Genomic DNA, 25,165 nt, shown 5'->3' on the forward strand with positions numbered 1-25,165 from the left:
GACGAGATGACGAACTGAGATGACGAACGACGAGTATCGCCCGGACGCGCCGGTGTCCGCAGAGGACGCGGGCGGCGTCGAGGTGGGCACGGAGGCGGTGAGCCGCGACGAGTTGTGCGGCGACGAGGCCGACGTGGGCACCCAGGTAGCCTCGGTCGACGACCTCGACATCGGCACCCAAGCAGCCTCGGTCGACGACCTCGACATCGGCACCCAAGCAGCCTCGGTCGACGACCTCGAGGTCGGTACCCAGTACACGCCCGCTCCCGCTGAACAAGATGACGAGGACGACGAACTCACCGATCGAGTGTCGGGCCGGTCCGCGTCGACGATCCCGACCGATGTGATCTCCGCACTCGGCTCGGGCCGACGTCTGGTACCGCGCAACCGGTCGATGGTTCATGACCGACGCCTGGGCAGCGGACTCGTCGAGTTGCCCAAGATCACCGACATCGAACCGGCGGATGCGGTGCTGGCCCACCCGGTCATCGCCGAGAGCAAACGGACCTGCTGGAAATGTGGCAAACCGGTGGGGCGCACCGCCGGTCCCGGCAAGGGTGATCTGACCGGCAACTGCCCACACTGCGGGGTGCGCTATTCGTTCGTTCCCGGCCTCGAACAGGGCACGCTGGTCGCCGACCAATACGAAATCGCCGGCGCGATCGCGCACGGCGGCCTGGGCTGGATCTATCTGGCCATCGACCGCAACGTCTCCGACCGTCCCGTGGTCCTCAAGGGATTGCTCAACTCGTCGGATTCCGAGGCCCAGGCAGTTGCGGTCGCCGAGCGGCAGTTCCTGGCGTCGGTCAATCATCCCGGCATCGTCAAGATCTACAACTTCGTCGAGCACGTCAACGAGTACGGCGAACGCTTCGGCTACATCGTCATGGAGTACATCGGCGGTCAGACCCTCAAACAGATCACCTCGGAAGGGGAGGGCAGCACCGGGCTGTTGCCGGTCGAGCATGCGATGGCATACATGCTGGAGGTGCTGCCCGCAGTCGGCTATCTGCACTCGGTCGGATTGGTCTACAACGACGTGAAACCCGAGAACATCATGGTCGGCAGCGACGAGGTGAAGTTGATCGACCTCGGCGCGGTGTCCGCGATCAACGGGTACGGACATCTCTACGGCACACCGGGATTCCAGGCTCCGGAGATCGTCCGGACCGGCCCGCAGGTGGCCACCGACATCTACAGCATCGGCCGCACCCTCGCCACGTTGACCGTGGACATACCCAAACGCAACGGACGCTACCTCGACGGCCTACCCTCCCCCGAGGACACCCCGGTGTTCCGGGATAACCCGTCGTATTACCTTCTGCTGCAACGTGCGACGGCCACGGACCCGGCCGATCGCTTCGCCTCCACCGACGAGATGACGACACAGGTCCTCAATGTGCTGCGTGAGATCGTCGCCGTGCACACGGGGGTACCGCGGCCGTCGTTGTCGACGGTGTTCACCCCGCAGCGTTCGACGTTCGGCACAGATCTGATGCTCGCGCCGGTCGACGGATTCTTCGATCCCGAACAAGCGGCGTTCTACGATCCTGTCGACATCGCCCGGGCGTTGCCACTGCCGCTGGTGAACCCGGCCGATCCTGCCGCCGGCATGCTCACCTCGGCGGCGTTCTCCGATCCGCGGCAGACGCTGGATTCCATCCACGCCGCCCGCGCCGACGGCTTCGCTTCGCTGCTGGGGCGAGCCGACAAGCGCAAGCATCCGTCCCTGGAGATCGACCTCGCGGAAGTGCGGGCGCATCTGGAACTCGATGATGTCGACACCGCGCTGGCACTGCTGCGCGACGTCTCGGTCCACCACGGGGATTCGTGGCGGGTGCAGTGGTATCTGGCCATCTGCGCGCTGATGAACGACGAACCGGAGCTCGCCTACGAGCGATTCAGCGACGTGCTGCAGGCGATGCCCGGCGAGGTCGCCCCCAAACTGGCGGTTGCCGGGACCGCCGAACTCATCGGCCGGTGGCTCTCGGATGAGGGGATGCCGTCGGAGAGTCAGGACCGGCGGATCGCCGAGCTGTTCGACGTCGCGGCACACCACTATCACGATCTGTGGCTCACCGACCACGGCATCGTCACCGCGGCGTTCGGGCTGGCACGGCTGGCGGTGGCCACCGGTGACGTCGCCTCGGCCATCGCACCCCTGGACGAGGTGCCACCCACCAGTAGGCATTTCAACACCGCCCGCGCCACCGCGGTGATCGCGCTGGTCCATGGCAGACCCACCAGCGAGATCACACGTCAGCAGGTCGTCGAGGCCGCCCGACGGGTCGGCGTGATGCCCGAGGGTGAACCCCGCAAACAACGTCTGTTGCTCATCGTGCTCGGTACCGCCCTGGGTTGGGTGCACGAGAACCCCGACACCGATCCCTCGCTCCAACCGGCCACGCTGTTGGGCTATCCGTTCACCGAAGCGGGACTGCGCGCCGGCACCGAACGCAGTTTGCGCGCGCTGGCGCGACAGACACGGTCCGACCGCGGCCACCGGTTCATGCTCGTGGATCTCGCCAACTATGTGCGCCCCGACACGCTCTTCTGACGCCGCGCCGCGGTCCGCCACTCCGCCGACCACGTTGATGTCGTCGAGTGGGCGCGGTATCCCGCCAACGGAATTGGCGCCCACTCAACGGGGTCGGGTGACCACTTCCGCGGACTGGCGGGCGATGGCCAGTTCCTCGTTGGTGGGGACCACCAGCACTGCGATGTCCGCGTCGTCGGGGGAGATCCGTCGGGCGTCCTTGCCGCGCAGGGCATTGCGCTCCGCGTCGACGACGATGCCGTAGTTCTCCAGGCCGGCCAACGCGTCGGCTCGCACACTCGCCGCATTCTCACCGACGCCGGCGGTGAAGGTGATCGCGTCGACCCGTCCGAGCTCGATCATGTAGGCACCGATGTAGCGGCGGAGACGGTGGATGTAGACGTCGTAGGCCCGTCGGGCCGACTGGTCACCATCGGCCACCTTCTCGGTGATGGTCCGAAAGTCGTTCTCGCCGCACAATCCCTTGAGCCCCGACTGTTTGTTGAGCAACGTATCGATCTGATCCACCTCGAGCTTCGCGACCCGGTGCAGGTGCAACACGATCCCTGGGTCGATGTCGCCGCTGCGGGTGCCCATCACCAGCCCCTCGAGTGGGGTCATGCCCATCGACGTGTCCATCGGCCGACCACCGGCGATCGCCGAGGCCGATGCCCCGTTCCCCAGATGCAGGACGATCTGGTTCACCTCGTCCAGCGGCCGATCGAGGAACAGCGCCACCTGCTCCGACACGTACTCGTGGCTGGTTCCGTGGAATCCGTAGCGCCTGATGGCGTGCATACTCGCCACACCGCGGTCGATCGCATAGGTCGCTGCGGCGTCGGGTAGACCGTGGAAGAACGCGGTGTCGAACACCGCCACCGACGGGACCTCCGGCAGCAAGGTGCGAGCTGCGGTGATCCCGATCAGATTGGCCGGGTTGTGCAGTGGCGCAAGACTGGAGATCCGGGAGATCTCCCCGATGACCTCGTCGTCGATCAGGGTCGGCCGGAAGAAGGTGCGCCCACCGTGCACCACTCGGTGTCCCACGGCACGCAGGCCCGCGCTGCGCAGATCGGTACCGTGATCGGTGAAGAACTGCATCGCCCGCTCGATGGCCGCATGATGATCGGGCAACTCCACGGATACTTTCTCGACGTCACCGTCTTGCTCATGGGTGATCGATGAGCCATGGTCGCCGATCCGTTCGGCTATGCCATCGGCCACCACCTGCTGCGTATCCGGATGCAGCAGCTGATATTTCAGCGATGACGAGCCGGCATTGAGGACCAGTACGGCGCCCTCGGCACCCGCGCTCACGCCGGGCCCTCGGCGGTGCCGGCAGGTTCTCCCTGCGCCTGGATGGCGGTGATGGCCACCGTGTTCACGATGTCGGACACCAGCGCACCTCGCGACAGATCGTTGATCGGCTTGTTGAGCCCCTGCAGCACCGGTCCGATGGCCACCGCATTCGCGCTGCGCTGCACCGCCTTGTACGTGTTGTTGCCGGTGTTGAGGTCCGGGAACACCAGCACGGTGGCCTGCCCCGCCACCGGAGACTTCGGCATCTTGGTGGCCGCCACGCTCGGCTCCACGGCCGCGTCGTACTGGATGGGTCCCTCGACGAGGATCTCCGGGGCGCGTTTACGGACCAGATCGGTGGCCACCCGCACCTTGTCGACATCGGCGCCGGACCCGGATTCGCCCGTGGAGTACGAGAGCATGGCGACCTTGGCCTCGATACCGAACTGAGCGGCCGTATGCGCCGACGAGATGGCGATGTCGGCGAGTTGCTCGGCGGTCGGGTCGGGCACCACCGCACAGTCGCCGTAGGCGAGCACCTTGTCGGCCAGGCACATGAAGAACACGCTGGACACCGTGTTGACGCCGGGTTTGGTCTTGATGATCTCGAAGGCCGGCCGGATGGTGTGCGCGGTGGTGTGCACCGCCCCGGACACCATGCCGTCGGCGATCCCGGTGTGCACCATCATGGTTCCGAAGTACGAGACATCGTGCATCATCTCGGCGGCCCGCTCGACATCCATCCCGCGATGCTTGCGGATCTCGGCGTATTGGGCGGCGAACTCGTCCAGCAGCTCCGAGGATGCGGGATCGATCACGTCCACACCGTTCAGGTCGACGCCGAGTTCCTGTGCCCGCGTGTGTATCCGATCAGTGGGTCCGAGCAGGGTGAGCCGGGCGACGTCGCGCCGCAACAGATGTCCGGCAGCGCGCAGGATCCGGTCTTCGTTGCCCTCGGGCAACACGATGTGTTTGGGCTGCGATCGGGCGCGGGCGACGAGTCCGTACTCGAACATCTGCGGGGTGACCACCGACGGCGCGCGCACGTCGAGCACCTTGAGCAGGGCCTCCGGGTCGATGTGACGCTCCATCAATGCCAGTGCCGCATCGATCTTGCGCACGGAATCACGCCGCACCCGGCCGCGAGTGTGCGCGGCGGTGCGCGCCGTCTCGTAGGTGCCGTGACCGCACGCGATGATCGGCAGCGTCGGTTTGAGACCTTTGACGAGGGCCTCGATCATCGGATGCGGCCGCAGCCCGCCGTTGAGGATGATTCCCGACAACCGCGGAAAGCTTTGGGCGGTATTGGCGTTGACGAGCGCCAGGAGCACGTCGGAGCGGTCGGCGGGGGTGATCACCACCATCCCGTCGGATAGTCGCTCCAGGATGTGTTCGACGGTCATGCCGCCGGCCATCACATTGAGCGCCTCACGGTCGAGCAGGGCCTCGTCCCCGCTGTACATGTGTGCGCCGAGAGCCTGCTTGAGTTCACCCATGGTGGGCGCGAACAACACCGGATTCTCGGGCAGACACCAGGTCGGCACGCCGGTCTTGCCCACTTCCCTCTTGTTGACCGCGAGCAGCTCGGGCTCGCTGCGGTTGACCACGATCGCGGCCGTCGTCGCGTGCGCCGCCGAGATCTCGGCCAGCAGCAGGTCGGCGATCCCGCGCAACTCCACCGCGCTGCGGCCGGAACCCTTGATCGCCAGGATTATCGGTGCCGACAGGTTGGCAGCGATGCGCGCGTTGTAGCTCAGTTCCGACGGATTGCCGACGTCGGTGTAGTCGGAGCCGACGATCAGCACGGTGTCGCACGACGCCTCGACGGCGTGGAACCGCGCCACGATCTCGCCGATCGCGGCCTCCGGGTCATCGTGCACCTGGTCGTAGGTGATCCCGATGCGGTCCTCATACGGCAGATCCACCGAGTCGCGGTGCATCAGCAGGTCGAGGATGTAATCCCGTTCGCCGGCGGTCGCCCGCGAAATCGGCCGGAAGACGCCGACGCGCCCGCCACGTGCCGAGAGCAGCGACAGGAGCCCGAGGGCGATGGTCGATTTGCCGGTGTCCCCTTCGGCGGAGGCGAGGTAGATGCTGCGCGACTCGACGGTGTCTGCACCCATGGCCTCAGCCTATCGGCGATCGAGCGACCGCAGCGACCGGTAGCGGGTGAATTCCAGTCGCTGATCTGGCGACACCGGTTCTCGGGGTCAGAGCAGAATGCCCGGGTTGCAGATGCCGTCGGGGTCCAGCGTCTGTTTCACCGCCCGCAACGCCTCGAGCGCGAGGTCGCCGATCTCGTCGTGATAGGCGTCGCGATGGTCGCGGCCGACTCCGTGATGGTGGGTGATGGAGGCACCGGATGCGCGGATCGCGGTGTTGGCGGCCGTTTTCGCCGCCGCCCACTGGTCGATCGGGTTCCGGGCCTGCGGACAGACGACGGTGAAGTAGAGCGAGGCCCCGGCCGCGTACACATGGCTGACGTGACACATCACCAACGGCTCGGTATCCATCGCGGTCAGTGCGGCGGTCACTGCGGCGGTGACCGCACCCTTCACCTCGGTCAGCCGCGACCAGTACGTGACGGTCTCGAGCGTCTCCACCAGGACGCCGGCGTCGAGCAGTGGGTCGCGCAGGTACGGCGCACGGAACCGGCCGGTCCGCCACGCCTCCCCCGGCCCGGGACCGACGCAGCGCCCGCCGGCGGCATGCAGCACCTCGGCAGTCGCGTCGCGCCGACGGTCGACCTCCGCCGCAACGCCCTCATGGCCGACGACCGCCAGACAGCCGCCGGCAGCGGCGCCGAGCTCGTCGGGGTCGGCGAGGTTGATGGCGGTCTCGACCTCGTCGGACAGCCGCAACACGGTGGGCATCGGCCCGTCCTGGGCGAGTCGGCGCAGCGCGGCCGCCCCCGCGTCGAAGTCGTCGAACCGCCAGCCCTCGAACAGTCGGCAGGCCGGCGCCGGGTGGATGCGGACGGTGACCTCGGTGATGATCCCGAACGCCCCCTCCGAGCCGAGAACGAGCTGACGCAGGTCCGGGCCGGCCGCCGATCGCGGTGCGGTGCCGAGTTCCATCGTGCCGCGCGGGGTGGCGAGCACCAGATGCTCGACCATCTCGTCGAAGCGCCCGTAGCCGGCCGACGACTGGCCGGCCGATCGGGTGGCGGCATAGCCGCCGATGCCGGCACCCGCGTAGGACTGCGGGAAATGCCCGAGCGTGAATCCCTTGGCGCGCAACAGTTCCTCGGCTCGGACACCACGCAGACCGGCCTGCAGCGTGACGGTGCGGGAGATCTCGTCGACGGCGACGAGCCGGTCGAGTCGACGCAGGTCCACCGACACCACTCCGACGACATCCGCACGCTGCGGGGTGAGACCCCCGACCACCGACGTTCCCCCGGTGAACGGCACCACCGCGACGCGGTGCTCGGCGCACAGGGCCAACAGCCGCACCACCTCGTCGTGGCTCCCCGGTGTGACGACGAGATCCGGCGCGTCGCCGCCGTCGCCGCCGCGCAGGGCGAGCAGATCCGTCGTCGAGTAGCCACGGGTGTGCTCGATGCGATCGCGGTGTTCGGCGCTGACATTGGCCGCACCGAGCAATCCCCGGAGTGCCGCGTGCAGCGCGTCGGGGACCGACGGGCGGGCGAGCACGACGGCGGCGGGATCGACACCGGGATCAGCAACCGCGTCCGACCCGGCGAGCGCGGCGGCCGCGGCCGGCAGTTCGGCGGGTGTCGTCGGGTCACCCCACCGGGGCCGGTGCATCGTCACGACCGGCAGCGCGGTCTCGTCGTCGGATGTGTTCGGCCGCCTCGCCTCGTCGGACATCGACCCACCTCCTCACGCGTTACACATTCAGCGTAACTGTCACGCGGTTGTTGGCGGCAGTCACCTCACGACTTCACGATGCCCGTTCACCTCACGATGGCCGTTTACTTCACGATGGCCGTTTACTTCACGATGGCACGGACCACCAGATCGGCGACCTCGTCGTCGGAGAGCGCGCTGTCCGGGATGAGCATCAACGAGTAGATGGTGCGGACCAGGAATTCCGCGGCACCCCGCGGGTCCGGGCGGAGTTCGTCGGCGATCTCCGGCTGGAGATCCGGCAGCGCCTGCTCCACGATCTGGTGGATCAGCGTCGGGCCGGCCGCACCCTTGGTCGCGACCAGCGCCCGCACCACCTCTTCGGGTTCATTGCGCAACACGTACTGCAGTGCCTCGTGTTCCCGAATGTAGGGCAGCACGTTGCGCACCTGAGCGCGCACCTTGCCCGCCGCGTCGGGCTCGGTGTCGGCCCATTCGCGCAGTTTCACCCGCAGGGTGACCACCTCGCGCTCGACGATCGCGGCGATCAGCGCGTCCTTGCCACCGAACATCCGGTACGCCGTCGCCCGCGCGACACCGGCCTGACGTGCCACCGAGGTCAGGCTCAGTGCCTTCGCCCCGAAGCGCGACACCAGCGCCACGCCGACGTCCACCATGCGGTCACGTTCCATGGTCGAACACGGTATCGGACCCTGCACGCCGATTCCGGCCGCACCTGCGGCTTCTGGCCGCAGTTCCCGTTCCAAGCCGGAATGGGAAGCTGCGGCCAGAACTCACCGGACGCGCGATGGGGACGGGGCGCTACACCGAGAGCTCGCGCAGCCGGGGTGCCAGATCCTTCTCGAAGTTCTGCAGGAAGCGTCGCTGATCGTGGCCGGGCGCGTGGAACACCAGGTGATTGAGCCCGGAGTCGGTGTAGAACTTCACCTTCTCGACCGCCTCGTCCGGATCGGAGGCGACGATCCAGCGCTTGGCGACCTGCTCGATGGGCAGTTCGTCGGCGAGCCGCTCCATCTCGGTCGAGGAGTTCACGCTGTGCTTCTGCTCGGCGGTCAGCGACAGCGGCGCCCAGAACCGGGTGTTCTCGAGCGCGAGTTCCGGGTCCGGATCGTAGGAGATCTTGATCTCGATCATCCGGTCGATCGTCTCGAAGTCGCGGTCGGCCTTCTCCGCGCCTTCCTTGACCGCCGGGATCAGCTTCTCCTGGTACAGCTCGGCGCCCTTGCCCGAGGTGCAGATGAATCCGTCACCGGCGCGGCCGGCATACCGCGCGACCACCGGGCCGCCCGCGGCGACGTAGACCGGGATCGGCTGCTCGGGCACGTCGTACATGTACGCGCCCTTCGTCTGGTAGTAGTCGCCGTCGAAGTTGACCTCTTCGCCGGTCCACAGTGCGCGCATCAACTTGATCGACTCGCGCAGCCGCGCGAAACGCTCCTTGAACTCCGGCCATTCGCCCTGGAAACCGGTCGCGTACTCGTTGAGCGCCTCGCCGGTGCCCACGCCGAGCATGATCCGCCCCGGATACATACATCCCATCGACGCGAAGGCCTGCGCGATGACGGCCGGGTTGTAGCGGAAGGTCGGCGTCATCACCGACGTCCCGATCTGCACGCGCTTGGTCCGCTCGCCGACGGCCGCCATCCACGCCAGGGAGAACGGGGCGTGACCCCCGTTGTGACGCCACGGCTGAAAATGGTCGCTGACCGTCACCGAGTCCAGACCGTGCTCCTCGGCCAGAACCGCGATCTCCACGAGTTCACGTGGGTCGAACTGCTCCGCCGACGCCTTGAGCCCGAGTTTGAGTTCTGCTGCCACGCTGTTACCTCGTTTTCGTCCATCACCGATCGATCACTCTGTCTCCAACCTACTCAGGCCCGGCACGGACGGTTCGTCCCCCGGGTGCCGTGTGCTCCTCCGGCGGGACGTGGGAGGAGGTGGCTGCCCGGGGGACGAACCCTGCGGAGACGACCCGAGGGGACTACTTCAGGTCGAAGCGGTCGTTGTTCATCACCTTGACCCAGGCGGCGGCGAAGTCGTCGACGAACCTCTGGCCGGCATCGCTCTGTGCGTACACCTCGGCCAGCGCTCGCAGCTGTGAGTGCGAACCGAACACCAGATCGGCCGCGGTGGCCGTCCACTTGGCCGACCCCGACACCCGATCGGTGCCCTCGTAGACGTTCTCCGCCGACGTCGACGTCTGCCACTCGGTGCCCATTTCGAGGAGGTTGACGAAGAAGTCGGTGGTCAGCAGGCCAGGCCGGTCGGTCAGCACGCCGTGACGGCTGCCGCCGACATTGGTGCCCAGCACGCGCATGCCGCCCAGCAGCACGGTCATTTCCGGCGCGGTCAGATCGAGCATGTAGGCGCGTTCGAGCAACAACGCCTCCAGCGGCACCTTCTCGCCTTCGCGGGAGAAGTTGCGGAAGCCGTCGGCGCGCGGCTCGAGCACCGCAAAGGACTCCACGTCGGTCTGCTCTTGTGTGGCGTCGGTCCGGCCGGGGGTGAACGGCACCGTCACGTCGTGCCCGGCGTCGGCGGCGGCCTTCTCGATCGCCGCCGACCCGGCCAGCACGATCAGGTCGGCCAACGAGATCGTGGCACCGCCCGAGCCGTTGAAGTCCTGCTGGATCTGTTCCAGTGTCGACAGCACGCTCGAGAGCTCCGCCGGCTCGTTGATGTCCCAATCCTTCTGCGGTGCGAGCCTGATGCGGGCACCGTTGGCGCCGCCACGCTTGTCGGTGCTGCGGAAACTGCCCGCCGACGCCCATGCGGTGCTGACCAGTTGCGCCACCGACAGCCCCGAATCGAGCACCTTCTGCTTGAGGGCGGCCACGTCGTCGGCGCCGACGAGTTCGTGGTCGACAGCGGGCACCGGGTCCTGCCACAGTTGCGGCTCGGGCACCCACGGACCGAGATAGCGGGTGACCGGGCCCATGTCGCGGTGCAGCAGCTTGTACCAGGCCTTGGCGAACGCCTCGGCGAGTTCCTCGGGATGCTCCAACCAGCGGCTGGTGATCTCGCGGTACACCGGGTCCTCGCGCATCGAGATGTCGGTGACGAGCATCGTCGGGGCGCGTCCGGCACCACCGAACGGATCGGGCACCGTGCCCGCTCCCGCACCGTCCTTGGCGGTGTACTGCCACGCACCGGCCGGGCTCTTGGTGAGTTCCCACTCGTAGCCGTACAGGCTCTGCAGGAAACCGTTGCCCCACTGGGTCGGAGTGGTGGTCCACACCACCTCGAGTCCGCTGGTGACGGCGTCCTCGGCCTTACCCGTGCCGTAGCCGCTCTTCCACCCCAGCCCCTGCTGCTCGATGGGCGCGGCCTCCGGCTCGGGGCCCACCAGGTCGGCGTCACCGGCACCGTGGGTCTTGCCGAAGCTGTGGCCGCCGACGATCAGCGCGGCCGTCTCCTCGTCGTTCATCGCCATCCGGCCGAAGGTCTCCCGGATGTCGTGGGCGGCGGCGACCGGATCCGGTTGCCCCTCGGGGCCTTCGGGATTCACATAGATGAGGCCCATGGTGGTGGCGCCGAACGGACGCGCCAGCTCACGTTGCCCCGAGTAGCGCTTGTCGGTGCCGAGCCATTCGTCCTCCTGGCCCCAGAACACCTCCTCGGGTTCCCAGATGTCCTCGCGGCCGAAGCCGAATCCGAAGGTCTGGAATCCCATCGATTCCAGGGCGACATTGCCGGCGAACACCAGCAGGTCCGCCCAGGAGATCTTGTTGCCGTACTTCTGTTTGACCGGCCACAGCAGTCGGCGCGCCTTGTCCAGGTTGGCGTTGTCGGGCCAGCTGTTGAGGGGCGCGAATCGTTGCGCACCCTGCCCGCCGCCGCCGCGCCCGTCGTAAATGCGGTAGGTGCCCGCCGCGTGCCAGCTCATCCGGATGAACAGGCCGCCGTAGTGGCCGTAGTCGGCCGGCCACCAGTCCTGCGACGTGGTCATCAGCGAGGTCAGGTCGGCCTTGAGGGCGTCGACGTCGAGCTTGGCGAACTCGGCGGCGTAGTCGAAGTCCGGACCGAGCGGATTGGATTTCGACGAGTGGGCGTGCAGCACCGACAGGTCGATCTGCTCGGGCCACCAGTCCTGATTCTTCATGGGCGCGTGGGCCTTGGGCTCCGGTGACGGGATCACCGGGTTCTCACTCTCGCTGGCGCTGGCGGTGCCGGTGTCTGGACTGGGCGGGCGGCTGTCGGATGTCACGACGATTCCTCTCACATCTTCGGGGGATGAACTCATTCATTTCTGTGTCGGACAGAAGTTTGTGCGCACTCGGGACACAGGCCCCAGTAGGTGACCTCGGCCTCGTCGAGGATGAATCCGTGGTCGTCGTCGGCGGTGAGGCAGGGCGCCGCACCGACCGCACACTCGGCGTCGGCCACGCGACCGCACGTCCGGCACACGACGTGATGGTGGTTGTCGGCGACGCGGGTCTCATACCGCGCGACGTGGCCGGCGGGCTGGATGCGCCGCAGCAGCCGCGCGTCGGTGAGGGCGTGCAGGACGTCGTAGACCGCTTGCCGCGACACGGTGGGCAACTCGGCGCGCACCGCACCGTAGATGGTGTCGGTGTCGGCGTGGGGATGGTGGTGCACGGCACCCAGTACGGCGACCCGCGGTCGGGTCACCCGCAGGTCGGTCGACCGCAGCAGCGCCGGGAAGTCGGGCGTGGAAGCCACCTGCCAACTGTAAACACACAGGTCGGCCGATGTCAGGGCTTCTGGAGTCGGCCAGGAGAACACCGCGGGGCCACACCACCTCGGCGACCGCGGGACAGCGCACCGACGCAATGCGGACGACGACCGCCCAGGGCGAACGCGCTCAACTGTACTTCAAGCGGACTTGAGGTCCTACCGTGGACGCATGAGCATGGAATCGGTGGCCTGGAACACCATCTACAGGTCGATGAGCGCTCCGCCCGGCCGATCGTTGCGCGGCGCGCGGCGAGCCACGCTGCGCCGCATCGCGGGTTTCGCCCGACCGCATCGTCGGCGGATCGCGATCTTCCTCGCCCTGTCCGTCCTCACGGCCCTGTTGACGGTGGTAACGCCGCTGCTGGCCGGCCGGGTGGTCAACTTGATCACCGGCGGCGGGAGCCAGGGCACGATCGTCAGGTTGGCGCTGCTGATCGCGGTGATCGCGGTCGTCGAGGCCGGTGCCGGCATCCTCACCCGATGGTTCTCGTCGAACATCGGTGAAGGTCTGATCCTGGACCTGCGTAGCGCGGTGTTCGACCACGTGCAGAAGATGCCGGTCGCCTTCTTCACCCGCACCCGCACCGGCGCGCTGGTCAGCCGGCTGAACAACGACGTCATCGGCGCCCAGCGTGCGTTCAGCGACACGCTGTCCGGTGTGGTGTCCAATGCGGTGACACTGGTGCTGACCTTGGGCGTGATGCTCGCGATCAGTTGGCAGATCACGCTGCTCGCCCTGGTGCTGCTGCCGGTGTTCGTGGTGCCGGCACGACGCATGGGCAAACGGATGGCGGCGCTGTCGCGGGAGGCCGCCGAGTACAACGCGCGGATGTCGACGCAGATGACCGAGCGGTTCTCTGCGCCGGGCGCCACGCTGGTGAAGCTGTTCGGCCGGCCCGAGGTGGAGTCGTCGGAGTTCGCCGACCGCGCCGATCGGGTGCGCGACATCGGAGTGCGGCGGGCGATGCTGCAGGCCTATTTCATGACCGCGTTGACCCTGGTGTCGGCACTGGCGCTGGCGCTGGTCTACGGCCTGGGCGGCTGGCTCGCGGTGGCGGGACATCTGTCCGCGGGTGCCGTGGTGTCATTGGCTTTGCTGCTGACCCGGATGTATGCGCCGCTGACCGCATTGGCGAATGCGCGGGTGGAGATCATGAGTGCGGTGGTCAGTTTCGAGCGCGTGTTCGAGGTGCTCGATCTCGAACCGCTGATCGCCGACAAACCCGATGCCCGACCGGTCCCCGACGGCCCCGTGTCGGTGCGCTTCGACGACGTCTCGTTCGCGTATCCGTCGGCCGACAAGGTGTCGTTGGCGTCGCTGGAGGAGGTCGCCCAACTCGACAATCGGGGCGGGACGACGGTGCTGCACAACATCGATCTGGATATCCGGGCGGGCACCATGACCGCGCTCGTGGGCAGTTCCGGCGCCGGGAAGTCGACCATCGCGAACCTGGCGACCCGGCTCTACGACGTCGACTCCGGATCGGTGTCGCTCAACGGCGTCGACCTGCGTGACCTGCAGAGCGCATCGGTACATCGGACCGTCGGTTTGGTCACTCAGGACGGGCATCTGTTCCACGACACCGTGCGGGCCAATCTGGCGCTCGCCGATCCCTCGGTGAGCGAGGAACAGATCTGGGATGCGCTGCGCCGAGCGCGGCTCGACGAGCTGGTCGCAGCCCTGCCCGATGGCCTCGACACCGTGGTCGGCGAACGCGGCTACCGACTCTCCGGCGGCGAACGTCAGCGGCTGACCATCGCGCGCATCCTGTTGGCCCAGCCGTCGCTGGTGATCCTCGACGAGGCCACCGCGCATCTGGACTCGACGTCGGAGGTGGCGGTGCAGGAGGCGCTGGCCGAGGCGCTGGTGGGTCGGACGTCGATCGTGATCGCCCACCGGCTCTCCACCATTCGCGCGGCCGACGAGATCGCGGTCCTGGAAGACGGCCGGATTGTCGAACGGGGGGATCACGCGACCCTGCTGGCCCGCAACGGCCGCTACGCGGAGCTCTACCGCACCCAGTTCGCCGACGATGCCGGCGACGCCGACGACAAGGCCGGCGAACTGACCGCCTGACCCGCCGACAGAACCCACAATCTCGCCGACAGAACCCGGTTTATCGCCGACGGAACCCGAGAAGTCGTCCACGGAACCCTGCCGGGCGCTGAGTACGCGGGATCGTCGCGGATCAGGGCTCCGGAGTTGCCGCCCAACTCTGAAAAGTGAGGTCTCGGACCACGATCACCGGGCCGTCGGGCCGGTCGGCACGGTAGTGGGGGTATTTCGCGGCCAGGTGGTCGATGGCTGTTGCGCCGGCCTCGGTCTCGGCGTCGACCACCTCGGCGCGGCCGTCCACGCGAACCCACCAGAGGTCGGCCCACACCTCGGTGTAGTGGTCGACGAGTAGCGACACGACCGGGTTCGCCGCGATGTTGGCAAGGCGTCGTAGCCGCTGGGTGCGCTTGGGTTTGTGATCGACGCACGAGACCACGACATCGTCGACCAGCGTGAAGACCACCGGCACGAGGTGCGGACGGGCATCGGCGCCCGCCGTGGCCAACCGCGCCACGCGGGCCGAGGCGAACCGATCTCGTGCGGATGTCATCGGAGGTCGTCAGGCGACGATGCTCTCGACGCCAGAGCGGGTTCTGTCGGCGAGATCTGGGGTTCTGTCGGCGAGAAACCGGGTTCTGTCGGCGAGATCTGGGGTTCTGTCGGCGGGGAGAGGCGGATCACGCGGTGGGGCCGCTGTCGGTGTCCGAGGTCGGCCGGGGCCCCTTGGGGCGGCGGAACTGCAACACGATCAACCCGATGTTGACCACGACGATGGCGATCCCGAGGCCCACCCAGACCCAGCGGCCCTCCTGCCACCAGTTGATCGTCAACAACGCCACGCAGATCAGCAGAATCGCCGATCCGACGATGGTCATCCCGCGGGAGAAGGTCTGTGCTCCGCGTGCGAACTCGTTGTTGATCATCGAAAAATGCTCATCTCAGGTGTTGATCACGATCACCACCGCGATCGCGACGGCCACCACCACTATCCCAACGACCAGAAATGTGACGTGCGAGGGGCCGGGCATCTCGCCGCCCTCACGCAGGGCACGCATCGTCTTACGCCAGCGCCACGCCCCCAGCAGCGCGATGAGACATCCCAACCCCACCATCACCAGGCCCAGGGCGGTCTCCAGCACCGGATGTTCGATGTCGGCGGCGACGTAGACCACCGCCACCCCGGCGGCCATGAATCCCAGCGCGGTGCGCACCCACGCGAGCACGGTACGTTCGGCCGCCAGAGTGAACCGTGCGTCGACGGCGCCGGGAACCGTCGGGGCGGCCCCGCCGGCGTTCGACGGGCGGGTGTCGGGCTCAGCCGGCCCGTTGGTTCTCTCGGTGGTCAGCGTCCTTGGCCTTTCGGATGGCGTCGGCTGCGAATGCCGCGATCACATCGATGGCGTGCGTGCTCTCCGGGTGCCGGGTGGTCAGCACCGGGAATGCGTGTACCTGCCAAGCGTAACTATGGGCCGCCGCCTGGACACCGGCATCGTCGAGCGTCTCGATGAGATCGATCACGTCGGCTTCGAGCATCTCCCCCTCGGCAGTGACCATCACCGTTGGCGGGAAGGCCTCGCCGGCGATGTCGGCGAGGCGCCGCACCCCGTTGAAGGCCACCGGACCGCGACCGAACAGCGTTGCCAGTTCGGCCATCTTGCTGCGCGGGATGTAGGCGTCGGAGCGGCTGGAGCGGTCGGGGTGGGTGCCGACGTCGAGGTCGAGCAGCGGGGAGATACCGGCGAACGCGGTCGGCAGCGGCAGACCCTCGTCGATGGCGGCCTCGACGACCTTGCCCGCGAGAAAACCGCCTGCGGAGTCACCCGCGACGACGATGCGGCGGTAGCCGCGCTCGGTCACCAGCTCGCGATACGCGCCCACCGCGTCGGCCACGGACGTTCCCACCCCGGCCGACGGCAGCTGGCGGTACTCCACCGAGAACACGGGCAGTTCACAGGTCCGCGACAACCGGCTGGCGATCGATCGGTGCGACCCGAGACCGCACACCACGAACGCACCGCCATGCAGGTACAGGACCGCGGTCTCCGCATCGCGGCGCGACGGACCGGCGGGCAGGATCAGTTCCACCGGCCGTCCCGCGAGTCTCATCCGCTCGTGCACCACTCCGGCCGGTCTCGGACCCACCGCGAGCACCCGGTCGATCAGGAACAGCCCCGCCATCCCGGGCCTGCTCAACGGCCACATCGACAACGTCGGCCGCAGGAGACCACGACTGCCGACCCACATCGCGTAGGACAGCAGGCTCGGACTGCGGTGGTGCACGATCGGCATAGCTCATTCCTCGTCGTCCGGCGATCGGCGGCACACGACGACACGGCGCAGTGGTCACTCGCGTGCTGAGTTTCGTCAGTGCGAAAAATACACGGATCTCAGCAGCCGATGTTGGTTTCGTGCGGCGAGTACCGCAGGATCGTTCGTGCACACCGGCCGAGACGCGCGCCACACAACGTTCACCTGCGTCACAGACACTGCCCGAGCTGTCGGCTATATTCTGCGTTTCATGCCGAAACGATGGTGGTGATCCGTGGTCATACCGGCCCAGTTCCTGTTGTCGTCGCAGGCCAGCGCACCACGAACGCTGTGCGACGTCCTCGACCAGACCGCACGGTCGTACCCGGATTCACCAGCCATCGACGACGGTGATCTGACTCTCACCTACACCGAGTTGCTCGCGCTGGTGCGTCGCGGCGCCGAAAGCCTCGGCGAAGCGGGCGTCGGCCGTGGCGGGCGTGTCGGAATCCGGATGCCCTCGGGCAGCCGCGACCTCTATGTGGCCATCCTCTCCACGCTCTACGCCGGCGCCGCCTACGTACCCGTCGACGCCGACGACCCGGCCGAACGGGCCGAACTCGTCTTCGGTGAGGCACAGGTGGACGCCATCATCGACGCCGACGGCATCCACCCGACGGGGACGCGTACGCCGATCCCGGCGGGGACACCGACGCCGATCCCGGCGGGGACACCGATGCCGATCCCGGCGGGGCGCCCGACCGCCGACGACGACGCGTGGATCATCTTCACCTCCGGCTCCACCGGCACGCCGAAGGGCGTGGCCGTCACCCACCGCAATGCCGCCGCCTTCGTCGACGCGGAGGCACGCATGTTCCTGCTCGACGACCCGCTGGGCCCGGAGGACCGGGTGCTGGCCGGGCTCTCGGTGGCCTTCGACGCGTCGTGCGAGGAGATGTGGCTGGCCTGGCGCTACGGCGCCTGCCTGGTGCCCGCACCCCGGTCGCTGGTGCGCAGCGGCATGGACCTCGGCCCGTGGTTGGTGCAGCGCGACGTGACCGTGGTGTCGACGGTGCCCACCCTGGCGTCGCTGTGGCCGCCGGAAGCCCTCGAGGCCGTGCGACTGTTGATCTTCGGCGGCGAGGCCTGCCCACCGGAACTCGCCGAACGGCTCGCCGTCGAGGGACGCGAGGTGTGGAACACCTACGGCCCCACCGAGGCCACCGTGGTGGCCTGCGCGGCACCGCTCGACGGACAGGGACCGGTCCGCATCGGACTACCGTTGCCGGGCTGGGATCTGGCCGTCGTCGGCGCCGACGGTCACCCCGTCGGCGAGGGCGAGATCGGGGAACTGGTGATCGGCGGCGTCGGCCTGGCCCGCTACCTCGACCCGGCCAAGGACGCCGAGAAGTACGCCCCGATGCCGACGCTGGGGTGGGAACGGGCCTACCGCAGCGGCGATCTGGTGCGGCTCGATCCGGCCGGCCTGTTGTTCCAGGGCCGCGCCGACGATCAGGTCAAGGTCGGCGGACGGCGCATCGAACTCGGCGAGATCGACAATGCACTGCAACAACTCCCGGGGGTCAGCGGAGCCGCGGCGGCGGTCCGCAAGTCGGCGGCCGGCAACAGCCTGCTCGTCGGGTACCTGGTGTCCCCGCAGCCGGACTTCGATGTCGCCGCCGCGCACCGACACCTCACCGAACAGCTTCCGGCGCCGATGGTTCCGCGCCTGGCATTGGTCGACGAACTGCCGACACGCACCTCGGGCAAGGTCGACCGCAACGCACTGCCGTGGCCGCTGCCGGGGAGCTCTGGTACTGCAAAAAAAGGCGATGACGGTGACGACCTCACCGACACCGAGGCATGGATGGCGCAACGCTGGACCGATGTCCTGGGCGTCACCGTCGACGACTCGAAGGCCGACTTCTTCGCCGAGGGGGGCGGTTCGCTGGCGGCCGCGCAGTTGGTGACCGCGCTGCGCGAACGCTATCCCGACATCACCGTCGCCGACCTCTACGACCATCCCCGGCTGGGTTCGCTGGCCGAGATGCTCGACCAACGGACCCCGGCGACGGTGGTGCAACCGCGCGACGTGACACCGACTCCGCGCAGCACCGGGTGGGCACAGATCCTGCTGACGGTGCCGCTGACCACCCTGACCGGCCTGCAGTGGGCGACCTGGCTGGGTGTGGTGAACAACCTCGCGGTGGAGGTGGTGGAGCGCGCCGACCGTGACGTCCCCTGGCTGGTGCCGGTGGACTGGTGGGTGCTGCTGGTCGCGTTCCTGCTGTTCATCACGCCGCCCGGCCGGATGGTGATCGCAGCGGCCGGAGCGCGTCTGTTGCTGGCCGGGGTCGAACCCGGCAGCTATCCGCGCGGCGGCAACACGCATGTGCGGTTGTGGGTGGCCGAACGGCTGCTCGTCGCAAGCGGCGCCGCGAACCTGTCCGGCGCACCGTGGATGATCTATCTGGCCCGCGCGCTCGGCGCAACGATCGGCCGGGGCGTCGATCTGCACACCATCCCACCGGTCACCGGATTCCTCACCATCGGCGAGGGCGCGTCCGTGGAGCCCGAGGTGGACATCGCCGGCTGGTGGATCGACGGCGACATCGTCCACATCGGGGAGATCGTCATCAAACGGGGCGCGTCGATCGGGGCGCGGTCGACGTTGCTGCCGGGCGCGGTGATCGGCCGCGACGCCGAGGTGGCCGCCGGTTCCGCCGTCCGCGGGCGGGTCAAGGCACGCCAGCACTGGGCGGGCTCCCCGGCCATCAAGGTGGGCAAGGCAGACCATCCCTGGCCCGAGCACCGGCCGCCGCGGGGTTCGTTCTGGGTGCCGATCTTCGGTCTTTCCTCGATGGTCCTGGCCGCGATCCCGCTGATCGCGCTGGCCGCCGGCCTGGCGGTGATGGGATCCTGGGCCATTCACGCCGACCGGCTGCGCAGCGTCGCGCTGCGCTGCGGAGCCCTGCTGCCGGCCGCGACGGTGACCAGTCTGCTCGTGTTCGTGCTGATCACCGCGATCCTGGTGCGGCTGCTGTCGATCGGTTTGACCAAGGGCTATCACCCGGTGCGATCACGCGTCGGGTGGCAGGTGTGGCTGACCGAGCGGTTGATGGACGCCTCGCGCACCTATCTGTTCCCGCTGTATGCGAGCCTGCTGACGCCGTGGTGGTTCCGCCTGCTCGGGGTGACGGTGGGCGAGGGGACGGAGATCTCGACTGCGTTGGTGCTGCCGAAGTTCACCACGGTCGGCGACGGCGCGTTCCTCGCCGACGACACCATGGTCGCCTCCTATGAACTCGGCGGCGGATGGCTGCACATCGACGAGGCGAAGATCGGCAAGCGTTCGTTCCTGGGCAACTCCGGGATGACCGGGCCGGGCCGCAAGGTCCCCAAGAACGGCCTCGTCGCGGTGTTGTCGGCGACGCCGGATCGCGCGAAGTCGGGGTCGAGCTGGCTGGGCAGTCCCCCGGTCCGGCTGCGGCGCACGGCCGCCGCCACCGACACCTCGCGCACCTTCGACCCGCCGACCCGACTCAAGGTGGCCCGCGCGGTCGTGGAGACGCTGCGCATCATCCCGGTGATGGTGTCGTTCGGACTCGGACTGTTCATGCTGCTCGGGCTGCAATACCTCGGCCAGCATGTGAGCTGGTGGGCGGCAGCGCTGCTCAGCGGCGTGCTGCTATTGGTGGCCGGCGCCGCGGCCTGCTGCATCGCGGCAGCCGCGAAGTGGTTGGTGGTGGGCCGCATCCGGGTGTCGGAGCATCCGCTGTGGAGTTCATTCGTGTGGCGCAACGAACTCTCCGATGCGTTCGTGGAAACCGTCGCGGCCCCGTGGTTCGCCAATGCCGCCACCGGTACACCGATCCTGAACCTCTGGCTGCGCATGCTCGGTGCCCGGATCGGTCGCGGCGTGTGGTGTGAGACCTACTGGCTGCCCGAGGCCGACCTGGTGACCCTGGGGGACGGGGCTACGGTGCAGCGCGGCTGCGTGGTGCAGACGCACCTGTTCCACGACCGGGTGATGGCCATCGACCAGGTCACCCTGGAGGCGGGTTCCACGCTGGGGCCGCACTGCGTCGCGCTGCCCGCGTCGGGGCTCGGCGAGAGCACCACCGTCGGCCCCGCCTCGCTGGTGATGCGCGGCGACGTGGTGCCCGCGCACACCCGCTGGCAGGGCAACCCCATCGCGCCCTGGAACGTGTAGCCGCCGGTTCTGGCCCGAACCCGGTGATCGAGTAGCCCGCGAGCGCCAGGCGAGCGAGCATATCGAGACCGTCACCGGATCTCGATACGCCTCGCCCAGCGGCTCGGCTACTCGATCAGCAGGAGGGACGTCAGCCTCGGCTACTCGATCAGCAGGAGGGTGTCAGTCGGCGGCCGCGCCGCGGCGACGGCGGAAGACGTAATGGTCGGCGGCAGCGGAGCCGGCCTGGGCGAAGCCGACCGCGAGCAGGCCTGCGATCAGCGCCAGGTTGAACTCGTAGCCGCCATCCGAGTTCCAGAACCCGGCATCCCAGTGCGCGTAGTAGATCGCACCGATCATGTCGGCGATCAGCAGGATCGCGACGATCGGCAGGAACAGACCGAGGATCAACAGGATGCCGCCGATGAATTCCACCCAGGTCGCGTACTGCGCTGCCAGATTCGGCCACGGGATGCCCATGGCGTCGAACCCGCGCTCAGTGGCGCCGATTCCGTTGGTGTGCAGCTTCTGCCACCCGTGCATGATGAAGATGATGCCGAGAATCAGTCGTGCCAAGAAAAACGTCACACTGCGAATGCCGAACATTGCTCTCCCTTGTCGTCCCGACAACCAAAACCGGACCGCGGTCCGATTAACTACCAGCTTCTCACGTCATTGCCGTCGCATGCACCCGACCTCCGGCAGGTAACCTGAGTCTCCGCGACACACGCGACCGGATTCGGATACCCGGTTCGCGTGCTGTGACACATGTGCCGCGTTTCAGCAGATCGGAGAGTCAGTGCCGGGAAAGTCGGCGAAGGGTCCACGCGAACCGCTGCTGGGCGCCCCGCTGGATGCACTCGACCCGTATCTGCCCGACAACGGCAACCTCGGTTACCGCATCTCGCGCTACGACCTCGACCTCCAGTACAAGGTGTCACCCAACCGACTATCCGGGGCGGCAACGCTCACCGCAACGTCGTTTGTCGCGCTGCGCAAGTTCACCCTCGATCTGGGGTCGTCGCTGTCGGTGTCGCGGGTGACCGTCAACGACAAGCGAGCCCGCTACAGCCACCGCAACCGCAAACTGTCGATCACGCCCGACGCCCCGATTCCGCCCGGCGGCGCGATGACGATCGTGATCCGGTACGCGGGCACCCCACGCCCGATCCGGGGCGCCTGGGGTGAGGTCGGGTGGGAGGAACTGACCGAAGGCGCGTTGTGCGCCAATCAGCCCAACGGCGCCGCGTCGTGGTTCCCCTGCGACGATCACCCGAGCGCCAAGGCGCCCTACCGGATCTCGATCACCACCGACAGCCCCTACTACGCGCTCGCGAACGGGGTACTGGAATCCAAACGCTCACGTGCCGCGCAGACGACGTGGGTGTACCAGCAGGTCGAACCGATGCCGACCTACCTCGCCTCGATCCAGATCGGTCCGTACGTCAAGAAGACGCTGGCCACCAAACCGGTTCCGGTCGACGCCGTGCTGCCCCAGCGCCTGGTGTCCAACCTCGACGTGGACTTCGGCCGGCAGGTCGAGATGATCGACACCTTCGTCGAGATGTTCGGGCCCTATCCGTTCCCGCGCTACACGGTCGTCGTCACCGACGACGATCTGGACATCCCGATCGAGGCACAGAGCTTCTCCACCTTCGGGGCCAACCACTGCGACGGTTCGCAACGCGCGGAGCGACTCGTCGCCCATGAGCTCGCCCACCAGTGGTTCGGCAACTCGGTCACCCTGGCGCGCTGGCGAGACATCTGGCTCCACGAAGGATTCGCGTGCTACGCGGAATGGTTGTGGAGTCAACGCTCCGGCAGCAAGAGCGCGGCCGAATGGGCTCGCCACTATTACGACAAACTTGCCGCCAATCCGGTGCGTGCGACACTCGCCGACCCCGGGTCGCGCCGGATGTTCGATGACTGGGTGTACAAACGCGGTGCGCTCACGCTCCACGCACTACGCCTGACCATCGGCGACGGCAACTTCTTCGCCCTGCTCAAGCGGTGGACAGACAAGTACCGATACGGCTCGGCGACCACCGAGGACTTCATCGCGCTGGCCGCCAACTACTCGACGACGTCGCTGACCCACCTGTGGGACGAGTGGCTGTTCACCGCGGAGCTGCCGGCCTTTCCGGGTCCGTCCTGACCGGCTGCTCCGTGAACCCGCGGCGCCGAACCCGACCGATGCACCCGACTCGATGACCGACGACGACGCCGGCGCGACACAGCAGTCATCCGGAGCCATCGGGCGGGTCACCATCGCCACGCTGATCGCCGCGGGGTCGGGCTATCTGGTGTTGCTGTTGGCCGCACGGCATCTCGGTGCTGCCGGTTACGGTGTATTCGCGGTGTTCTGGGCCGCCTACGGGATGGTCACCGGCGCCCAGAACGGGCAGTTGCAGGAGACCACCCGGGCCATCCGCGCCGGCATCGACAAGCGCACCGCGACGGGTCTGCGGCCGTGGCTGGTCAACGGCGCCATCGGCGTGACGCTTGGCGCACTGGTCGCCGCGACGTCGCCGCTGTGGAGTGGGCTGGTCTTCGACGAACAGCGCGGACTGTCGGTGCTGTTGCTGGCGGCCGGCGTGGCGTCGTTCGGGGTGTACGCCCATCTCGCCGGCGCGTTGTCGGGGTCGGTGTCCTGGGGCGCGTTCGCGACGCTGTTGTCGGTGGACGCGATGATCCGCCTCGTGGGTGCCGTGCTCGCGGTGGCCTTCGGTGGCGATGTGACCGCCTTCCTGGTGATCACGGTGATCGGCTCGGCGTCCTGGATGATCCTGCTGGTCGCCTCGTCGTCGGCGCGTGCGGCGGTCGGGCTGCCCGCCGACGTCGCGGCGCGCCGCTTCACCGCCCACACGCTGACCGCGATGACCGCCGCCGCGGCGAGCGCGGTGCTGGTGATGGGCTTCCCGGTGCTCATCACCGCCACCGGCAGCGACGCCGACACCGCCGCCGTGGGTGCCGTGGTGCTCGCGGTCACACTGACACGAGCGCCGCTGCTGGTGCCGCTGAACAGCTTCCAGGGTGTGTTGATCACCCGTTTCGTCGACGGCCGACAGCAGGTGGGTGCCGCCTTGCGCGTGCCCCTGGCTGCGGTCGCCGCGATCGGTGTCGCCGGGGCAGGCGTCGCCTGGCTGATCGGCCCCTGGCTGCTGTCGACCGTGTTCGGCGCCGACTTCCGGCTCGGCGGCGCAGCGGTAGCAGCATTCACCCTCGGCGCCACGACCCTGGCCCTGCTGACCGTGACCGGGGCGGCCACCATCGCGGTCGGCGCACACCGCTGGTACGCGGCCGGATGGTGGTTGGCCACCCTCGCCTCGATCGGATTGTTGCTGCTACCGGCCGACGTGACGGTCCGCGTGGCGATCGCGCTGATCGGCGGCCCGCTGGTGGGCATGGCGGTTCACGGTGTGGCGCTGCTCGGGCGGAGTCGGCCCGCGGCGGCCAGCGCACGCGACTGAGCGTGATTGAGCCGCGACGTCGCGTGCAGCCGCGCTGCTCGGGCGGCGCGCGGCCAGCCGCGTTCGGCGCAGCGTCGGGCTTCGTCGGCGAAAAAGGCGTTCTCCTCGGCGAAGCGTCGGCCGTCGACGGCCTGCACCGAGCTGACCGATGCCTGATGGCGGCGGTACCGGAACACCACCCGCGGGTCGTGTACCAGCGACCCACCACGTGCGGCGAGGTCGACGAGCAGCGCGAGGTCCAGCACGATCTCGAGACCGGGCCGGAACCCGACGTCGCGGACCGGACCGGTCCGCCACAGCAGCGACGGGAAGTAGGTCCAATTCCCGTGATAGAGGCTCGCCGCCATCGCCTCGCCGTTCAGTACGGCCGGGGCGCCGGGTCGCGCCCGCGGCGTCAGCAGGGTCTTGATTCGATCGCCGAGCGGGCGGACGACCTGGTCACGGTCGTCGATGACCTCGACACCGGGGGCGATCACTGCCGCGTCCGGGTGTTGCCGGGCCAGTGACCGGACGGTGGACACGTAGTCGGGCGCCATCACGTCGTCGCAACCCATCACCACGAAGTGCTCGGCCTCCACCAGGTCGACGCATCGCCGGAAGTTTCCGTTGACGCCCAGGTTGGTCTCGTTTCGCAGGTAGCGCACCCGGGGGTCGGTGAGCGAGGTCAACCAGTCGGCCGGCTCCGGATCCGGATAACAGTCGTCGATGACGACGAGGCGCAGGTCACCGTCGGTCTGTTCGAGCACGCTGGTGACGGCCTGCCGGAACTGGGCGACGTCGCCGTAGAACGGCATCATCACGTCGATCGGCACCCGACCAGGGTAGGTCATGGCA

At 68.1% G+C, this 25,165-nt stretch carries 18 protein-coding genes; 5 read left to right on the forward strand and 13 right to left on the reverse strand.

Going from position 1 to position 25,165, the window contains the following annotated elements:
- The first annotated feature begins 19 nt into the window (after positions 1–19).
- Positions 20–2,557 (forward strand): serine/threonine-protein kinase, encoded by a 2,538-nt coding sequence (locus NWF22_RS07890; RefSeq protein WP_160903868.1) that lies wholly within the window; start codon positions 20–22, stop codon positions 2,555–2,557.
- An 84-nt stretch (positions 2,558–2,641) separates the two neighbouring features.
- Here the strand turns inward: NWF22_RS07890 and NWF22_RS07895 are convergent, their stop codons facing one another.
- From NWF22_RS07895 to NWF22_RS07925, 7 genes are all read right to left on the reverse strand, one after another.
- Complete coding sequence (locus NWF22_RS07895; RefSeq protein WP_160903869.1) at positions 2,642–3,853, reverse strand: acetate kinase; 1,212 nt, start codon at positions 3,851–3,853, stop codon at positions 2,642–2,644.
- Complete coding sequence (gene pta / locus NWF22_RS07900) at positions 3,850–5,958, reverse strand: phosphate acetyltransferase (RefSeq protein WP_160903870.1); 2,109 nt, start codon at positions 5,956–5,958, stop codon at positions 3,850–3,852. The genes NWF22_RS07895 and pta overlap by 4 nt, the downstream gene beginning before the upstream one ends.
- An 87-nt stretch (positions 5,959–6,045) precedes the next feature.
- A complete protein-coding gene (locus NWF22_RS07905) occupies positions 6,046–7,668 on the reverse strand; it encodes an FAD-binding oxidoreductase (RefSeq protein ID WP_160903871.1) in 1,623 nt (540 codons plus the stop codon).
- 122 nt (positions 7,669–7,790) lie between these two features.
- Positions 7,791–8,339: a TetR/AcrR family transcriptional regulator gene (locus NWF22_RS07910; protein ID WP_160903872.1), complete on the reverse strand. Its 549-nt coding sequence runs from the start codon at positions 8,337–8,339 to the stop codon at positions 7,791–7,793.
- A 130-nt stretch (positions 8,340–8,469) separates the two neighbouring features.
- Positions 8,470–9,486, reverse strand: coding sequence for a glucose-6-phosphate dehydrogenase (coenzyme-F420) (gene fgd, locus NWF22_RS07915; RefSeq protein WP_160903873.1), 1,017 nt, complete (start codon positions 9,484–9,486; stop codon positions 8,470–8,472).
- A 163-nt stretch (positions 9,487–9,649) separates the two neighbouring features.
- Complete coding sequence (gene katG / locus NWF22_RS07920) at positions 9,650–11,911, reverse strand: catalase/peroxidase HPI (protein ID WP_160903874.1); 2,262 nt, start codon at positions 11,909–11,911, stop codon at positions 9,650–9,652.
- A complete protein-coding gene (locus NWF22_RS07925; RefSeq protein WP_160903875.1) occupies positions 11,908–12,351 on the reverse strand; it encodes a Fur family transcriptional regulator in 444 nt (147 codons plus the stop codon). The genes katG and NWF22_RS07925 overlap by 4 nt, the downstream gene beginning before the upstream one ends.
- A 184-nt stretch (positions 12,352–12,535) precedes the next feature.
- Between NWF22_RS07925 and NWF22_RS07930 the strand changes: the two genes are divergently transcribed.
- On the forward strand, positions 12,536–14,443 hold the full coding sequence (locus NWF22_RS07930; RefSeq protein ID WP_160903876.1) for an ABC transporter ATP-binding protein: 1,908 nt from the start codon (positions 12,536–12,538) through the stop codon (positions 14,441–14,443).
- A 112-nt stretch (positions 14,444–14,555) separates the two neighbouring features.
- Here NWF22_RS07930 and NWF22_RS07935 read toward each other — a convergent pair whose 3' ends face one another.
- The 4 genes from NWF22_RS07935 to NWF22_RS07950 all read right to left on the reverse strand — a co-directional run bounded on the left by NWF22_RS07935 (position 14,556) and on the right by NWF22_RS07950 (position 16,711).
- On the reverse strand, positions 14,556–14,972 hold the full coding sequence (locus NWF22_RS07935; RefSeq protein ID WP_160903877.1) for a TIGR03668 family PPOX class F420-dependent oxidoreductase: 417 nt from the start codon (positions 14,970–14,972) through the stop codon (positions 14,556–14,558).
- Positions 14,973–15,099: 127 nt separating this feature from the next.
- Complete coding sequence (locus NWF22_RS07940) at positions 15,100–15,345, reverse strand: hypothetical protein (protein ID WP_160903878.1); 246 nt, start codon at positions 15,343–15,345, stop codon at positions 15,100–15,102.
- Positions 15,346–15,360: 15 nt separating this feature from the next.
- Positions 15,361–15,633, reverse strand: coding sequence for a DUF202 domain-containing protein (locus NWF22_RS07945; protein ID WP_309249738.1), 273 nt, complete (start codon positions 15,631–15,633; stop codon positions 15,361–15,363).
- A 103-nt stretch (positions 15,634–15,736) separates the two neighbouring features.
- Complete coding sequence (locus NWF22_RS07950) at positions 15,737–16,711, reverse strand: alpha/beta hydrolase (RefSeq protein WP_160903879.1); 975 nt, start codon at positions 16,709–16,711, stop codon at positions 15,737–15,739.
- Positions 16,712–16,964: 253 nt separating this feature from the next.
- Between NWF22_RS07950 and NWF22_RS07955 the strand changes: the two genes are divergently transcribed.
- Positions 16,965–20,882, forward strand: a complete 3,918-nt coding sequence (locus NWF22_RS07955) for a Pls/PosA family non-ribosomal peptide synthetase (RefSeq protein WP_160903880.1) — start codon at positions 16,965–16,967, stop codon at positions 20,880–20,882.
- 162 nt (positions 20,883–21,044) lie between these two features.
- Here the strand turns inward: NWF22_RS07955 and NWF22_RS07960 are convergent, their stop codons facing one another.
- On the reverse strand, positions 21,045–21,467 hold the full coding sequence (locus NWF22_RS07960) for a DoxX family protein (RefSeq protein ID WP_160903881.1): 423 nt from the start codon (positions 21,465–21,467) through the stop codon (positions 21,045–21,047).
- A 193-nt stretch (positions 21,468–21,660) separates the two neighbouring features.
- Here NWF22_RS07960 and NWF22_RS07965 point away from each other — a divergent pair, with 193 nt between their 5' ends.
- Together NWF22_RS07965 and NWF22_RS07970 are read left to right on the forward strand one after the other, a co-directional pair.
- Positions 21,661–23,016 carry a M1 family metallopeptidase gene (locus NWF22_RS07965; RefSeq protein ID WP_160903882.1) on the forward strand — a complete coding sequence of 452 codons (1,356 nt, stop codon included), beginning with the start codon at positions 21,661–21,663 and terminating at the stop codon, positions 23,014–23,016.
- A gap of 52 nt (positions 23,017–23,068) precedes the next feature.
- Entirely contained in the window at positions 23,069–24,331 is a 1,263-nt protein-coding gene (locus tag NWF22_RS07970; protein WP_160903883.1) for a polysaccharide biosynthesis protein, read from the forward strand.
- Here NWF22_RS07970 and NWF22_RS07975 read toward each other — a convergent pair.
- Positions 24,274–25,143 carry a glycosyltransferase family 2 protein gene (locus NWF22_RS07975; protein WP_160904000.1) on the reverse strand — a complete coding sequence of 290 codons (870 nt, stop codon included), beginning with the start codon at positions 25,141–25,143 and terminating at the stop codon, positions 24,274–24,276. The genes NWF22_RS07970 and NWF22_RS07975 overlap by 58 nt on opposite strands.
- Positions 25,144–25,165: the final 22 nt, after the last annotated feature.

This window comes from Gordonia mangrovi (genome assembly GCF_024734075.1).
GTDB lineage: Bacteria > Actinomycetota > Actinomycetes > Mycobacteriales > Mycobacteriaceae > Gordonia > Gordonia mangrovi.

Coding starts and splice junctions, on each gene's coding strand:
- NWF22_RS07890 (WP_160903868.1), top strand. CDS start 20: ATGACGAACGACGAGTATCGCCCGGACGCGCCGGTGTCCGCAGAGGAC.
- NWF22_RS07905 (WP_160903871.1), bottom strand. CDS start 7,668: ATGTCCGACGAGGCGAGGCGGCCGAACACATCCGACGACGAGACCGCG.
- NWF22_RS07930 (WP_160903876.1), top strand. CDS start 12,536: ATGAGCATGGAATCGGTGGCCTGGAACACCATCTACAGGTCGATGAGC.
- NWF22_RS07910 (WP_160903872.1), bottom strand. CDS start 8,339: ATGGAACGTGACCGCATGGTGGACGTCGGCGTGGCGCTGGTGTCGCGC.
- pta (WP_160903870.1), bottom strand. CDS start 5,958: ATGGGTGCAGACACCGTCGAGTCGCGCAGCATCTACCTCGCCTCCGCC.
- NWF22_RS07960 (WP_160903881.1), bottom strand. CDS start 21,467: ATGTTCGGCATTCGCAGTGTGACGTTTTTCTTGGCACGACTGATTCTC.
- NWF22_RS07940 (WP_160903878.1), bottom strand. CDS start 15,345: ATGATCAACAACGAGTTCGCACGCGGAGCACAGACCTTCTCCCGCGGG.
- NWF22_RS07970 (WP_160903883.1), top strand. CDS start 23,069: ATGACCGACGACGACGCCGGCGCGACACAGCAGTCATCCGGAGCCATC.
- NWF22_RS07935 (WP_160903877.1), bottom strand. CDS start 14,972: ATGACATCCGCACGAGATCGGTTCGCCTCGGCCCGCGTGGCGCGGTTG.
- NWF22_RS07950 (WP_160903879.1), bottom strand. CDS start 16,711: ATGCCGATCGTGCACCACCGCAGTCCGAGCCTGCTGTCCTACGCGATG.
- katG (WP_160903874.1), bottom strand. CDS start 11,911: ATGAGTTCATCCCCCGAAGATGTGAGAGGAATCGTCGTGACATCCGAC.